The organism is Paenibacillus glucanolyticus NBRC 15330, from assembly GCF_004000885.1.
Lineage (GTDB): Bacteria > Bacillota > Bacilli > Paenibacillales > Paenibacillaceae > Paenibacillus_AQ > Paenibacillus_AQ glucanolyticus.
This window is the reverse complement of sequence record NZ_BIMC01000005.1, coordinates 224,137-237,317: the sequence shown is the minus strand read 5'-3', so window position 1 is coordinate 237,317 and position 13,181 is coordinate 224,137. Positions and strand designations below refer to the sequence as shown.

11 protein-coding genes and 1 riboswitch are annotated in these 13,181 nt (G+C 50.3%); of the genes, 9 read left to right on the top strand and 2 right to left on the bottom strand.

The window, feature by feature from the left end; genetic code table 11:
* The first annotated feature begins 38 nt into the window (after positions 1–38).
* Both trxA and uvrC read left to right on the top strand, forming a co-directional pair.
* A complete protein-coding gene (gene trxA, locus PGL02S_RS10990; protein WP_006212593.1) occupies positions 39–356 on the top strand; it encodes a thioredoxin in 318 nt (105 codons plus the stop codon).
* A 136-nt stretch (positions 357–492) separates the two neighbouring features.
* A complete protein-coding gene (uvrC, locus tag PGL02S_RS10985) occupies positions 493–2,502 on the top strand; it encodes an excinuclease ABC subunit UvrC (protein WP_036644691.1) in 2,010 nt (669 codons plus the stop codon).
* On the opposite strand, the gene PGL02S_RS10980 is transcribed toward uvrC, so the two are convergent.
* The gene (locus tag PGL02S_RS10980; RefSeq protein WP_036644688.1) at positions 2,474–4,162 is read right to left on the bottom strand and encodes a CPBP family intramembrane glutamic endopeptidase; all 1,689 of its coding nucleotides are present in this window, start codon (positions 4,160–4,162) and stop codon (positions 2,474–2,476) included. The genes uvrC and PGL02S_RS10980 overlap by 29 nt on opposite strands.
* 289 nt (positions 4,163–4,451) lie before the next feature.
* Positions 4,452–4,597: riboswitch (cyclic di-AMP (ydaO/yuaA leader) on the top strand.
* A 65-nt stretch (positions 4,598–4,662) separates the two neighbouring features.
* Between PGL02S_RS10980 and PGL02S_RS10975 the strand changes: the two genes are divergently transcribed.
* Entirely contained in the window at positions 4,663–6,003 is a 1,341-nt protein-coding gene (locus PGL02S_RS10975; protein ID WP_036644685.1) for a TrkH family potassium uptake protein, read from the top strand.
* Positions 6,004–6,019: 16 nt separating this feature from the next.
* Positions 6,020–6,694, top strand: coding sequence for a potassium channel family protein (locus PGL02S_RS10970; protein ID WP_006212590.1), 675 nt, complete (start codon positions 6,020–6,022; stop codon positions 6,692–6,694).
* Between the two features lie 34 nt (positions 6,695–6,728).
* Here the strand turns inward: PGL02S_RS10970 and PGL02S_RS10965 are convergent, their stop codons facing one another.
* Positions 6,729–7,646 (bottom strand): LysR family transcriptional regulator, encoded by a 918-nt coding sequence (locus PGL02S_RS10965; RefSeq protein WP_006212589.1) that lies wholly within the window; start codon positions 7,644–7,646, stop codon positions 6,729–6,731.
* A 479-nt stretch (positions 7,647–8,125) separates the two neighbouring features.
* Here PGL02S_RS10965 and PGL02S_RS10960 point away from each other — a divergent pair, with 479 nt between their 5' ends.
* From PGL02S_RS10960 to PGL02S_RS10940, 5 genes are all read left to right on the top strand, one after another.
* Positions 8,126–8,797 (top strand): succinate dehydrogenase cytochrome b558 subunit, encoded by a 672-nt coding sequence (locus tag PGL02S_RS10960; protein ID WP_006212587.1) that lies wholly within the window; start codon positions 8,126–8,128, stop codon positions 8,795–8,797.
* Between the two features lie 16 nt (positions 8,798–8,813).
* Positions 8,814–10,556: a succinate dehydrogenase flavoprotein subunit gene (gene sdhA, locus PGL02S_RS10955; protein ID WP_006212586.1), complete on the top strand. Its 1,743-nt coding sequence runs from the start codon at positions 8,814–8,816 to the stop codon at positions 10,554–10,556.
* Between the two features lie 19 nt (positions 10,557–10,575).
* The gene (sdhB, locus tag PGL02S_RS10950) at positions 10,576–11,340 is read left to right on the top strand and encodes a succinate dehydrogenase iron-sulfur subunit (protein ID WP_006212585.1); all 765 of its coding nucleotides are present in this window, start codon (positions 10,576–10,578) and stop codon (positions 11,338–11,340) included.
* Between the two features lie 120 nt (positions 11,341–11,460).
* Complete coding sequence (locus PGL02S_RS10945) at positions 11,461–12,261, top strand: AAC(3) family N-acetyltransferase (RefSeq protein ID WP_036644682.1); 801 nt, start codon at positions 11,461–11,463, stop codon at positions 12,259–12,261.
* Between the two features lie 156 nt (positions 12,262–12,417).
* On the top strand, positions 12,418–13,107 hold the full coding sequence (locus PGL02S_RS10940; RefSeq protein ID WP_006212583.1) for a potassium channel family protein: 690 nt from the start codon (positions 12,418–12,420) through the stop codon (positions 13,105–13,107).
* Positions 13,108–13,181 lie beyond the last annotated feature (74 nt).

Genomic DNA, 13,181 nt, shown 5'->3' with positions numbered 1-13,181 from the left:
CACTATACCCGATCTTATCCTGTGAGGAGGAGAATACAATGGCTATCGTCAATGTTACCGACCAAACCTTCGTGAATGAAGTTGAAGGCGAAGGAACGGTTGTAGTTGATTTTTGGGCGCCGTGGTGCGGCCCTTGTAAAATGCTTGCTCCGATTCTGGACGAATTGTCTTCAGAACTCGGTGATGATGTGAAAATCGCAAAGGTGAACGTGGATGAGAATCCGGAATCCGCAGCACGCTTTGGCGTGATGAGCATTCCGACCATGATCTTCTTTAAAGACGGCCAGCCTGTCGATAAAGTGGTTGGTTTGAATTCCAAGGAAGCCTTGAAAGGCATTATTGCAAAACATCAATAAGCGTGGTTTGGCATCAGCTGAAATCCGCTTTCATACAGCGCCTTCGGTATAAACCCGAAGGCGCTTTGTGTGGTTATTCATAATGGTTTATATTTATGGTTAATAATATATAATCTCCTTGGAGAGGAGGAAAAGCATGGACGATTTTGCCAAACAGCTGCAGGAGCAGGAGAAGGCGCTTGAGAGTATTCGCCATAAGCTGGCATTACTGCCGGATCTGCCCGGCTGTTACCTGATGAAAAATCAGGATGGAACGATTATCTACGTGGGCAAGGCCAAGGTGCTGAAGAATCGGGTGCGCTCTTATTTTACCGGTAGCCATAACGGAAAAACCCAAATGCTCGTTTCGGAAATTCGCGATTTCGAATACATTGTGACAGGCAGCAACATGGAAGCGCTCATTCTGGAGTGCAACCTGATCAAAACACATCAGCCCAGATTCAACGTGCTGCTGAAGGATGATAAAACCTATCCATACCTTAAAATTACGAATGAAGAGCATCCTCGTCTGGAAGTGACCCGAAGGGTGCTTAAAGATAAAGCGAAATATTTTGGCCCCTACCCGAATGCGTATGCGGCACAGCAGACCAAAAAGCTGCTGGACCGGATGTACCCTTTGCGCAAATGCGGTGTCATGCCTAAAGAAGTGTGCTTGTATTATCATATGGGGCAATGCTTGGCTCCATGCGTGAAGGAAGTGCCGAATTCCGCCTATGAGCAGATTACCGGCGAGATTAACTCTTTTCTGAACGGCGGACATGAAGAGATCAAGAAGGAATTGCAGCGCAAAATGCAGGAGGCCGCGGAGGATTTATATTTTGAGCGTGCCAAAGAGCTGCGGGATCAGATCATCCATATCGATACCTTAATGGAGAAGCAGAAGATTACGACCACGGATACACGGGACCGCGACGTATTCGGTTATGCTGTGGATAAAGGCTGGATGTGTGTGCAGATTCTGTACATGCGGCAGGGGAAAATGGTGCAGCGCAACAAATCCGTCTTTCCGTTCTACGGGGATGCGCACAGTGACTTTATGTCTTTTATTGCCCAATATTACAGCGACAATCCTGCACTGCCGCAAGAAATTCTGCTCCCTGGCCCTCTGTTGATAGAGGAAGCTGCTGGTTCAGTAACCGCAACGGGAACCGTTATGGAAGCTGAAAGCGTACAGGGCAAGGAGAATACCGCGGATTCGGCGAGCCAGCCAACTGCAGGTTCTGCGGAAGAGCTGCAGGAAGCCTTAGTCCAGGCTCAAGAGGAGAAGGCGGAGGCAGAGGGTATCGTGGATGCCGCCGGCGGGGCTGCCGCCTTGCAGGAATGGCTTGGAGTGAAGGTACACGTGCCGCAGCGGGGCTTGAAGAAACAGATGGTGGGCATGGCATCGGATAATGCGAGGGTTTCCCTGGACGAGAAGTTCCGGTTGATCGAGCGCGATGAAGAACGCACCTCGGTTGCGGCGGCTAATCTGGGTGAAGTGATTGGACTCCAGTCGCTAAACCGGATTGAAGCATTTGACAACTCGAACATACAGGGGAGCAATCCGGTATCGGCCATGGTGGTATTCACCAATGGGAAGCCGGATAAAAAGGAATACCGCAAATACAAAATCCGCACCGTCCTGGGACCGGATGATTATGATACGATGCGTGAAGTGATTCGGCGGCGGTACGAGCGCGTCTTGAAGGAGAACTTGCCGCTTCCCGACCTTATCGTGGTTGATGGAGGCAAGGGACAAATCTCTGCGGCCATCGATGTATTGGAGAATGAGCTGGGACTGTTTGTCCCGGTATGCGGGCTTGTGAAGGACGCCAAGCACAAAACGGCGCAGTTAATGATCGGAGATCCACCGGAGCCGGTAACACTGCCACGGGACAGCCAGGAGTTCTATTTACTGCAGCGCATCCAGGATGAGGTTCACCGCTTTGCGATTTCCTTCCACCGCGATCAGCGCGGCAAATCGATGGTGACTTCGAAGCTCGATTCCATTCCCGGCATAGGGGAGAAGCGCCGCAAGCTGCTGCTGAAGCATTTTGGCTCGGTCAAAAAAATAAAAGAGGCTTCAGTCGAAGACTTCAAGCCCCTTTCCATAGGTGAAAAATTAGCAACGCAAATTCTTAATGCACTTCGTGAGGAGGAGTCGTAACATACGGCTTCTCTTTTTTTGTCGGATTGAAACGGTATATCAAATATGCAACAATTCCCGGCAGCACCATGTAGAACACCCCGATCAGCAAGTTGGCGGTATCCTTGAGCATAACGAGGCTGAGGCCCATCAGAATGCTGTTGAAGATGACGTGGGAGAACATGGCCGCGAGATACCCGTATTTCAAGAAGATGTAACTGAACAGCAAGCCGATGATGACCAGCTCGATAGGCCTCGAGATCACAGGGTATATCGGATAAAGCGTATGCCCCAGCGCCCAGATGAGCGAGGTGATCAAACTTGCCACAAAGGTATTGCGAACGATTTTCTTCACCATTTTAATACCAAACAGCCGGTATACGGCTTCCTCCGATATGCCTGCAAACCAGGCCATCAAAGGGAACAGCCATGGATACAGCATATTGTAAGGCGATTGCGTGGCATCGGTTGTGGACCATGTATTCAAGGTAAGACCAAGAACAATAAAGATCAGAGATTGAACTCCGAGCAGAATGAACGCCCACATATACCCCAGCTTCATGCTATCCAGCACATAACGTCCATACCCGGCTTCCTTGGCCCGCGGCCATGGGTTAAGGCCGTCTTCTTTTTGCCACAGCCCGTTGCCCCCGACCAGGGAGAAGTAGAGCAGCGCGGAGAAGATGAGTGAATAGACCGCATAGAATATCATCATGCCGAGAATGCCGGTAGAAGACATGCCCTCGGATTTGAACACGGGTACCAGATTGTACGTATTCAGCATTTGAATAACGAATAGCAGCGCCGATAGGAACAAGCCGCGTTTAAACGAGGTGTAAGCTCTGGTCTTCACGCTGTACACAATGGCAAGTATGCCAAGAATCAGGGTAAACAAACCGTAACCCGCCAGCGTCAGCAGTGTTGCATCTTGAGTCTGCTTGTTAACATAAGCGGAATGCGCAGCCGGAATCGAGAAGGATGGCTCATAGGAGCGTAATTTCCCGTGCTCGAAGGTGAAGCGCAGCTCCAGCACGGAATCGCCGATCTTGGTTTCCGGATCCACGTATTTCAGCCGGGGTTCTCCTTCCCGCGTAACCAGCTTCAGATGCGAAATATCGTAGCCTGCACGCTTGAGCCAAGGCTCGGCAAGCTGCTGCTTATCGGCCAAAGTCATGCCGTCCTCTACGACAAGGAGCATTTGTTTCTGCACTTTACCCTTGTTCAGTTCAATCCGGTCATAACTGGAGCGGGCAAAATCATACGAGAACCCGACGATGCCGGAATTCTGCATATGCACGTCCACATTGAGGGCATCGCCTCCCGGCTCGCTGAAGCGAACGCGGTATACGTCATAGGGATATTTGGCCTCAAAGGTTTTGTTGTACTCCGAGAGTTTCTTTTCCCTCGCTAAATATCCGTAAAGCTCAGATTTGGATTGATATGTAATCAATGTCTCCTCAGCTTCCGCAGCGGAGAACTGCAAGTGCTCCTGTGCGAACCTGGAAGCGGCTTGCTGGGCTTGTGCTTTGGATATAATATCCGGAGTGGCCATCTCGGTAGAATCCGTATTGGCTGATGGAAATACCTGAAATAACAGGAACAAAATCAGGCCAACTGCGGCAGGCGCGATGAGCTGCTTCAAGTTGGGCTTCAGCCTCAAAGGCTCTCTTGCACGATTCATGAATTTCCTCCTCTGGAAAGTTGATACTCCACTGGGTAATAGAGCTGCCTGATGAAGAACGCATAGAGCCAATATAACATAGATATGAAAGGGATAAGCAGCTTATCCCAATTTGGTAATAATGAAATAAAACGATGAAAATGAATGAAAGGTTTCGAAAATGTTAGAGAACCATACGCTTGTATTCTTGAATATGCCCAATTCGAGCTCTTTTAAAGACTTTTTGGGTGAAAAACAGCGTTGGGTTACGCACCGGATTGGGTTATAATCACATCATGCTTCAAGGAACCGAATATTCCAGCCGAATTTCGTACTGAAAATGGGGGAACCATGTAATTGGGGTGAATTTCATTATTCTATAGAATAATGAATAGGGCGACCTGTGGAAATGCCCGAATCCGTCAGCTAACCTCGTAGGCTGCAGCACAGGAACCAGACCGTAAGGGGCACTGCGTTTTCCAGTGTCTTTTTTCTTTGACTTTTTTTAAGAAGGTGACGGATTGAACTCCAAATTAAAATGGCTCAGGTTGTCCCCGCCGCAGATTCTCGTGCTTGGTTTTGCGGCCATTATCTTCATCGGGGCTGCATTGTTAATGCTGCCGATTTCCAGTAGAACCGGCGAGCCGCTTGGATTTATTGATGCATTGTTCACTTCGACATCAGCAACGTGCGTAACGGGTCTGGTTGTGGTGGATACAGGGACAACATTCAGTTCTTTCGGTCAGATCGTGATCATGCTGCTGATTCAGATTGGCGGGCTCGGCTTCATGACGATGGCTACTTTGTTTGCCCTGGTCCTCAAACGGCGAATTTCCCTCAAGGATCGTCTTGTCCTGCAGGAGGCGATGAATCAATCCTCGATGGAAGGCATCGTAAGGCTGATTCGCAGAGTATTGTTATACTCACTCGTGATTGAGGCTTGTGGCGCTGTACTGCTGTCTATCCGGTGGGCGTTTGATATGCCGATCGGAAAAGCGATATATTACGGTGTTTTTCATGCGGTGACCATGTTCAACAATGCCGGTTTCGATTTGTTTGGCGATTTTCGAAGCTTGACCGGGTATGTATACGATCCGGTGGTAAACGTAGTCGTGATGTTTTTGATTGTTTCAGGCGGTATTGGATTCATTGTTTTGTCTGATCTGATTGACTTTCGGAAACAGCGGAGACTATCATTGCATTCCAAGGTGGTGCTCTCTATGACAGGAGCGCTGCTGCTGGTCGGATTTATCGTTATTCTCATATTTGAATTCACCAATCCGCGAACGCTCGGCTCCCTCAACTGGGGCGGGAAGTTCTTAGGAGCGTTGTTCCAATCCGTAACGCCGCGCACAGCGGGTGCGAATACTATAGATATTACGGGCCTAAGGCAGGCCACACAGTTTTTCATCGTGATTCTCATGTTTATCGGCGCATCTCCCGGATCAACCGGGGGCGGTATCAAAACAACGACGTTTACCATTATGGTTGGTGCGGTCATCGCCATGATGCGGGGACGCGACGACATCGTCATGTTCCGTTACCGGCTTGCACAGGAGCGGGTACTGAAGGCGTTAACCATCGCACTTCTCACCTTGCTGCTCGTTCTTGCGGTCTCCATGATTCTGTCCACGACAGAGGAAGGGGAGTTCCTGGAAATCCTGTTCGAAACAACGTCCGCGTTCGGTACGGTGGGGCTCTCGATGGGCTTAACGCCTGATCTGACCGTGTTCGGCAAAATATTGATCAGTATTACGATGTTTGCAGGACGATTGGGTCCGCTGACACTTGCTTATGCACTAGGGCCGAAAAAGGGTAAAGAATTATATCGTCATCCGGAAGGCAAAATGATTATTGGATAAGGAGTATAGGAGAGACATGAAACCAAAGCAATTTGCAATTATCGGTTTAGGACGATTTGGCTCCAGCCTGGCGCTTGAACTGATGGAACAGGGATATGAGGTGCTCGGCATCGACCGGAACGAAGAGGTTGTCGAGGATATGAGCGAGCTGCTGACACATACGGTGGTCGCGGATGCTACAGATGAAGAGGTGCTTAAATCACTCGGGATCCGCAACTTCGATTGTGGGATTGTTGCAATCGGGAATGATATCCAGATGAGTATTTTATCCGCCATCTTGTTGAAAGAGCTTGGTGTTACCACGGTAGTGGCCAAGGCGATTTCGGTCCTGCATGGCCGTGCTCTGGAGAAGCTGGGCGTGGACCGGGTCATCTTTCCGGAGCGGGATATGGGCATTCGGGTAGCTCACCAGCTCGTTACGCCGAACCTGCTTGATTATATCGAATTATCCAAGGACTATTTGATTGTGGAGATGACGGTTACGGACTGCATGGACGGAAAAACACTGAGCGAGCTGAATACGAGGGTTCGTTATGGCGTAAGCGTGGTAGCCCTGAATAAGCAAACCGGCATTATTGTGGCTCCGACCGCCATGGACGTGGTGAACTCGGGCGATATTATGGTCGTTATCGGATCCAATGATAACGTAGACCGCTTTGAATCTGAAGTCGTGAACATGCTTGAGAAATAAATATAGAAGAAAAACCTGACGGCTATGATCGCTGTCAGGTTTTTTTTGATTTTTCCTCTTCCAGTCTCCGGAACAGAATCTCTGTCTCGTCAATCCACCTGCTGGCCGCTTTGCTGAGCTCCGAGGCCTGGCCGTAAATCAGCGACGTCGTTCGACGGGTTTCGATGAGTGCGGGAATATGAATGTCGACCAGTCCGTTATCGGATAATAACTGTGGACGGAGGTACGACTTGGGCAGAAGTGCTGCCGCCTTGCAGGTAGGAATCAAACGGACGATCGCCTCGAAGGAGTCAATTTCCATTCGAATATCCGGCATAATGCCCCAGCGGTGGAACAGGTCATCCGTCAGCTTGCGGTACCACGTTCCGGTCGAGAAGATAATCATTGGCAGTCCTTGGAGCTGCTCAATTCCGACGTCTTCGATGTCAGCCAGCGGGTGCGATGAGGGAATGACAAGCTCCAAGTGGTCATCAAACAGCGGAATACAGTTTAGGCCGGGCTGGTTGATTGAGGAGGCAACGATGCCGACATCCACCCGCTTATCTCTTACATACGAAACGATTTCATGGGTTTTGCCGGTAATCAGCTTGATTTCGGCTGCAGGATGGCGCTCCATGAATGCATTGACCAGCGGGGGCAGCGTCGTCTGAAGGGTGGTCAGGCTGGCACCCAGATTGATCGATATTTGGTCGCCCTCCCGGTAATGGGCCAAAGTCTGCATGAATTTGAGCTGCTGCTGCCGCTGCTCCAGGGCAAAGGTGTACACAATCTGACCGATGGAGGTGAGCTCCAGGCGTTTGCCGCGGCGGTTAAAAAGCTGCAGTCCGAGCTGATCCTCAAGCTTCGCTATTTTTCTGGACAGGGCTGGCTGTGACAAATTAAGCAGCTTGGACGCCTGATTAATGCTGGATTGCTCTACAACGACGGCAAACATGTCCAGTTCCTCGAACATGAAATTCCTCCTATATAAAATAGACATACGTGCAAATAATTGCTTATGCGTATAGATTATAACGATTAATAATTATATTGCAATTCCATTATAAGAAAAAAAGGAGTAACATGAGACATGACACAAGTTGTTCACACTATTGCAGAAATAGGCAGCTTTTTGTCGTTGAAACGGTTTGAGTCCGCGTTCAAAGAGGTCGGTTTTCAATACTGAGGCTTGTGCTGCCGGTGTGCGTTTCTTCAAAACGCTTAGATTGGATGAAGCCAGGGACGTCAGGTGCGCAGCTGGAAGTTTGGGTACGCTGCACCGGAAGGCGCGGCTGAATTCAAGATTCGATCCCGAGTGGCTTCTTGATTCACTTCGCGATCCCAAGCGGGCTTTTTGAACAACCTCTTTAGGACAGGGAAAGTGTAATTGTTCTGAAAATAGGAAAGATTGAAAATGAAAACGCTGCACATTGGAAAGGGGAACGTCAACTAATGAAAGGGTATTATTCCAGAAAGCTACATTCCTTACTTGGTGTCATACCGCTGGGAGCATTCTTGATCAGCCATATGATCTCCAACTTTAAGGCTTTCGAGGGCGGAAAGAAGGGCTTTGAGGGGGCCGTGCATTTCCTGAACAGCATGCCGCTCGTTTTTTTCCTCGAGCTGTTCCTGATCTGGCTGCCATTGTTTTATCATGGCATCTACGGTCTGTACATTGCTTATCAGGCCAAAAATAACGTAGGGAACTACAGTTATGAGCGCAATATTCGCTTTACTATCCAGCGTGTCACCGGGGTTATCACGTTTGTATTCGTTATCTGGCATATGTACGATACGCGTTTCCAAATCATCATCGGCAAAATCACGCATGATGATCTGGGCGCCACGATGCACAACATTATGAACAACCCCGTGCTGTTTATTCTGTATGTTATCGGTGTAGTCTCAGCAACCTTCCACTTCGCAAACGGCCTGTGGGCGTTCCTCGTCAGCTGGGGCATCACCGTCGGTCCGCGCGCGCAGAAGGTATCTACTTACATCTGCATGGGCTTGTTCGTGCTGATGAGCGTGCTGTTTATTCTTGCTATGACTGCATTCCGCAGTTCTGAGTTCCAAGCGGCGGCAACAGCAGCGATCGATGTAGTTAAGACAGTCTTAAGTTAAGGGGAGTGAACGAAAAATGGCATCTAATATTATTGTAGTGGGCGGCGGCCTTGCCGGGTTGATGGCAACCATCAAAGCGGCAGAAGCCGGGGCTCACGTTCATCTATTCTCACTTGTACCTGTTAAACGCTCTCACTCCGTGTGTGCGCAAGGCGGAATCAATGGAGCTGTTAATACCAAGGGCGAGGGTGACTCTCCTTGGGAGCACTTTGACGATACGGTATACGGCGGCGACTTCCTGGCGAATCAGCCACCTGTAAAAGCGATGTGTGAAGCGGCTCCTGGCATTATCCACCTCATGGACCGCATGGGCGTTATGTTTAACCGTACGCCGGAAGGGCTGCTCGATTTCCGCCGTTTCGGTGGAACGAAGCGCCACCGTACTGCGTTCGCTGGCGCCACCACAGGCCAGCAGCTGCTGTATGCGCTTGATGAGCAGGTTCGCCGCTGGGAAACCGCCGGTCTCGTTACGAAATACGAGAACTGGGAGTTCCTGAACGCGATCATCGACGACGAAGGCATCTGCCGCGGTATTGCTGCCCAGGATCTGCGCACGATGGAGATCAAGGCGTTTAAAGCGGAAGCCGTCATTCTGGCAAGCGGTGGTCCCGGCATTATTTTCGGTAAAACCACGAACTCGGTCATCAACACCGGTACAGCAGCAAGCGCTGTCTATCAGCAAGGCGTTCATTATGCAAACGGGGAATTCATCCAGATTCACCCGACGGCGATTCCAGGTGATGACAAGCTTCGCTTGATGTCGGAATCGGCACGCGGTGAAGGCGGACGGATCTGGACCTATAAAGACGGTAAGCCTTGGTACTTCCTCGAAGAGAAATACCCGGCTTACGGAAATCTGGTGCCGCGTGACATCGCAACCCGTGAGATTTTCTCTGTGTGCGTAGACATGGGACTCGGCATCAATGGCGAGAATATGGTTTACCTCGATCTCTCCCATAAGGATCCGAAAGAACTCGACGTGAAACTCGGAGGCATTATCGAGATCTATGAGAAGTTCATGGGCGATGATCCGCGTAAAATCCCGATGAAAATCTTCCCGGCAGTCCATTATTCCATGGGCGGCATGTGGGTCGATTACAACCAAATGACAAACATTCCGGGGCTGTTTGCAGCCGGGGAATGCGAGTATCAATATCACGGTGCAAACCGTCTGGGTGCGAACTCCCTTGTCTCCGCGATTTATGGCGGCATGGTGGCCGGACCGAAGGCCATTGAATATATCAAAGGCATGAAGAAGTCGACAGAGGACATTTCCTCGACCGTATTTGATCGTGTAGCGAAAGAGCAAACCAACAAATACGAAGGCCTGCTCAAGATGGAAGGTACCGAGAATGCTTACGTGATCCATAAAGAGCTGGGCGAATGGATGACCAACAATATGACGGTTGTTCGTTATAATGACAAGCTTGAGGCAACCATCGGCAAAATCAAGGAATTGAAGCAGCGCTACCGCAATATCAATATGACGGATACGTCCCGCTGGAACAACCAGGGCGTGGCATTCACCCGTCAGCTGTGGAACATGCTGGAGCTGTCCGAGGCGATGACGCTGGGCGCACTTCTTCGGAACGAAAGCCGCGGCGCTCACTACAAGCCTGATTTCCCTGAACGTAACGATGAAGAGTTCCTGAAAACAACGAAAGCTGCTTGGACGCCTGACGGACCACAGATTTCATACGAAGAAGTGGATGTTTCCTTAATCCCGCCGCGTATTCGCGACTATTCGAAAGACAAGTAAGAAGGAAGGGGGATTTAATATGTCTCAAACGGCAGCCGCCTCAAAGAGTGTCAAGTTTATCATTACACGCCAGGACAACCCGGAGACGAAATCCTACACTGAGGAATTCGAGCTTCCGTACCGTCCAGGTATGAACGTCATTAGTGCGCTGATGGAAATTCAGCGTAATCCCAAAAATGCGCAAGGTCAGACAACCGCGCCGGTATGCTGGGACTCCAACTGCCTTGAGGAAGTTTGCGGAGCTTGCTCCATGGTAATCAACGGCAAGCCGCGCCAAGCATGTGCCGCGCTGATCGACAAGCTGGAGCAGCCGATCCGGATTCAGCCGATGAAGACGTTCCCGGTCGTAAGAGACCTGGTTATCGACCGCAGTCGTATGTTCACGGCGCTCAAGCGTGTTAAGGCGTGGATTCCAATCGACGGCACCTATGACCTGGGACCTGGACCGAAAATGGCTGAGAAGAAGCGCCAGTGGGCTTACGAGCTGTCCAAATGCATGACATGCGGTGTATGTCTTGAAGCTTGCCCGAATGTTAACGAAAAAACGGACTTTATCGGTCCTGCGGCCATTTCCCAAGTCCGCTTGTTCAACGCTCACCCGACAGGAGAGATGAACAAGGAAGAGCGTCTGGAAGCTCTGATGCAGGATGGAGGCATCGAGGGCTGCGGCAACTCGCAGAACTGCGTCCGTTCTTGCCCGAAAGGTATTCCGCTTACAACGTCCATTGCGGAAATGAACAAGGATACAACCAAACATCTGTTTAAGCGCTGGCTTGGCGTTTAATCGAATTTCAGGTTTCACAACCAAGGCGTCTGACCGGGGCATCACTTCGGTACAGGCGCTTTTTTTAATGTGTGATATAATTCATGTGTTTTACGGATATTTAAACAGAGGTGAGTTAGGTTGATTATAGAAAGACCGATTACGATACAAGACATAAGCGATGACTTGATGATTCTGGGCGTACAGAAGGGAATGACTTTGCTTGTCCATTCCTCGCTCAAAAGCATTGGGGGGTGGGTTGTTGGCGGTCCAGAGGCAGTCATACTGGCGCTGGAGGAGGTGTTGGGCGAAGAAGGGACACTGGTCATGCCGACACAGTCCGCGAACTTGACCAATCCTGAGACGTGGGGCAATCCTCCGGCGGACCCGAAATGGTGGGACTTGATCCGCGAGGGCATGCCGCCCTATCATCCCGATATGACGGTCACTACGGGCATGGGGATTATACCGGAGGTGTTCCGGAAGCAGGAAGGCGTTATCCGCAGCGCTCATCCTCATGTCTCGTTTGCTGCCCGCGGCAGGAACGCAGAGTCACTCATGCATCCTCATGCGCTTGATTATAGCCTGGGAGAGACCTCGCCTTTAGCGCGTTTATATGAGACAGGAGCCTACGTGCTGATGCTGGGGAGCGGTTATGGCAATAACACATCATTCCACCTTAGCGAATATCGCGCCGATTGGGGAGGAAAGAGGATAGTTACCGCCCATGCCCCGGTACGCAGAGTGCAGGGGAGAACGGAATGGGAAGCATTCCAGGATATCACCTACCATTCCGATGATTTCGAAGCCTTGGGAACAGCATTTGAAGTTGAATGCAGGGAAGCATACAAGCATGGCCGTGTAGGCAAGGCGAAATGCATCTTGGCTGAACAACGGGCCATGGTGGATTATGCGGTGCGCTGGATGGAGGAGAATCGATAGACTCGTAAAGTGTCTTGAGAACCAGCTGCCATGAACACATCAAGCCAATTACGCCGATTACCAACCACCTCCAGGTGTTTCAGTACCGTTTCGAGGGTAATAGGATGATAGTAAGGCCTGCTGGTCAGGCCCCAAGCCGAAGGAGGGGACTGAACTATGTCCTGGTGGATGTGGCTGCTCAATTTAACCGGATTGCTGCTGTTGATCTATTTTTTCTACAGCATGGATAAGAAATGGTCCAGCAGGCCTTTGCTGCTAGCCCCGCTGCTCATTTATGCCCTGGTGTCGGTTGAAGATCTGCTCGGGTGGATCGATCTCATGAAGATTGTGCCCGGAGAAGGCGGCATGCGCGCTTTGATCCTGCTGTTTGCGTTATGCTCCGTTATTTTTTATGTGCTGTACATATTTGATAAGATCGCTGACTCTGTTCATCAGCACGTCGATATGAAAACAACTCTGGTTCGAATCAGCATGGCGGCGGGCATGTGTATTTTGTTCTTCACGTTGGTGTATATGTCCATTTATAAGCTCTTTGGAGGTGTATCCTTCGAAGGTGTTAATATCGGTCAGGATTTGCTGAGCCAGTTCATTACCTTCCTGTATTTCAGTATGGCGACGTTTGTGACGGTGGGGTATGGTGATGTAGCCGCTGTGGACAACACGTCCCGGCTTGTGGTCGTGCTGGAGATTGCATTTAGCTTCATTACCGTAGCCTACGCGCTGTCGATGCTGGGAACGCTTCGCCGGATCTTTAAACCGGGTGGAGACGGCTCGGAGATGCTGGATGGCGGCGAAGAGAGTAAGAAGGCCAACATGCCGCACCGGAGAAAGCATTCTTCCATGTAATAAAAAAGAGGCGCACCAAGTTGGTGCGTCTCTTTCAGTTCTGCCGGCGTAGAAGGAAACGGACGCCTTGCTTA

What these genes read in the sequence shown, in the direction of transcription:
- PGL02S_RS10970 (WP_006212590.1), top strand. Translation starts at nt 6,020, where the DNA reads ATGAAACCAAAGCAATTTGCAATTATCGGTTTAGGACGATTTGGCTCC.
- PGL02S_RS10980 (WP_036644688.1), bottom strand. Translation starts at nt 4,162, where the DNA reads ATGAATCGTGCAAGAGAGCCTTTGAGGCTGAAGCCCAACTTGAAGCAG.
- sdhB (WP_006212585.1), top strand. Translation starts at nt 10,576, where the DNA reads ATGTCTCAAACGGCAGCCGCCTCAAAGAGTGTCAAGTTTATCATTACA.
- PGL02S_RS10965 (WP_006212589.1), bottom strand. Translation starts at nt 7,646, where the DNA reads ATGTTCGAGGAACTGGACATGTTTGCCGTCGTTGTAGAGCAATCCAGC.
- sdhA (WP_006212586.1), top strand. Translation starts at nt 8,814, where the DNA reads ATGGCATCTAATATTATTGTAGTGGGCGGCGGCCTTGCCGGGTTGATG.
- trxA (WP_006212593.1), top strand. Translation starts at nt 39, where the DNA reads ATGGCTATCGTCAATGTTACCGACCAAACCTTCGTGAATGAAGTTGAA.
- PGL02S_RS10940 (WP_006212583.1), top strand. Translation starts at nt 12,418, where the DNA reads ATGTCCTGGTGGATGTGGCTGCTCAATTTAACCGGATTGCTGCTGTTG.
- PGL02S_RS10960 (WP_006212587.1), top strand. Translation starts at nt 8,126, where the DNA reads ATGAAAGGGTATTATTCCAGAAAGCTACATTCCTTACTTGGTGTCATA.
- uvrC (WP_036644691.1), top strand. Translation starts at nt 493, where the DNA reads ATGGACGATTTTGCCAAACAGCTGCAGGAGCAGGAGAAGGCGCTTGAG.